1 protein-coding gene is annotated in these 1,031 nt (G+C 73.4%); it reads left to right on the top strand.

Annotation, left to right across the window (positions count from 1 at the left end; translation table 11 throughout):
• Window positions 1-128 precede the first annotated feature (128 nt).
• The gene (locus FOE67_RS26755) at window positions 129-920 is read left to right on the top strand and encodes an ABC transporter ATP-binding protein (RefSeq protein WP_182667398.1); all 792 of its coding nucleotides are present in this window, start codon (window positions 129-131) and stop codon (window positions 918-920) included.
• Window positions 921-1,031: the final 111 nt, after the last annotated feature.

Genomic DNA, 1,031 nt, shown 5'->3' with positions numbered 1-1,031 from the left:
CCACCACGGCCGGTCCGCCCCGCCGATCGGGATCCTGCTGGCCCGCCCCCGCCCGGGGTGGCGTAGCGTTGTCCCGGGGCTGGTGCACCACCACACGCAACGGCAAGGCAAGGGGAGAAACCGCGCGCATGAGCGATGTACTGGAGCTGGTGGACGTATCCGTGGTCCGCGACGGACGCGCTCTGGTGGACCGGGTCTCCTGGTCGGTCGCCGAGGGCGAGCGCTGGGTCATCCTCGGACCCAACGGCGCCGGCAAGACAACCCTGCTGAACATCGCCTCCAGCTACCTCTTCCCCACCACGGGTACCGCCCAGATCCTGGGCGAGAAGCTCGGGGGCGTGGACGTCTTCGAACTGCGCCCGCGCATCGGCATGGCCGGCAGCGCCCTCGCCGAGCGCCTCCCCCGTTCCCAGACCGTCTTGCAGACGGTCCTGACCGCCGCCTACGGCATGACCGCCGGCTGGCAGGAGGACTACGAGGAGGTGGACGAGGCCCGCGCCCGCGCCTTCCTGGACCGACTCGGCATGAGCGACCACCTCGACCGCCGGTTCGGCACCCTCTCCGAGGGCGAGCGCAAGCGCACCCAGATCGCCCGCGCCCTGATGACCGACCCCGAACTCCTCCTCCTCGACGAGCCGGCCGCCGGACTCGACCTCGGCGGCCGGGAGGACCTGGTGCGCCGCCTCGGCCGCCTGGCCCGCGACCCCTACGCCCCCTCGATGATCATGGTCACCCACCACGTCGAGGAGATCGCGCCGGGCTTCACCCACGTCCTGCTCATCCGCCGGGGCAAGGTGCTCGAGGCGGGCCCCATCCCCGAGGTGCTCACCTCCGCCAACCTCTCCCGCTGCTTCGGCCTCCCCCTGGTCGTGGAGAACCGGGGCGACCGCTGGACCGCCCAGGGGCTTCCCCTCACCTGACGCCCGTCCGCCGGCGCTCCCACCCGCGCCCGCCCGACGGACACCCTTCCGCCGGGGCACGGAACCGGACACGGCGGGCCGGTCGGTCACCGAGGGCCGACCGGCCCGCCG

This window comes from Streptomyces calidiresistens (genome assembly GCF_014141525.1).
Taxonomy (GTDB): Bacteria; Actinomycetota; Actinomycetes; order Streptomycetales; family Streptomycetaceae; genus Streptomyces; species Streptomyces calidiresistens.
Note: the sequence above shows the minus strand (reverse complement) of the source record. Positions and strands in the feature narration are given on the sequence as shown.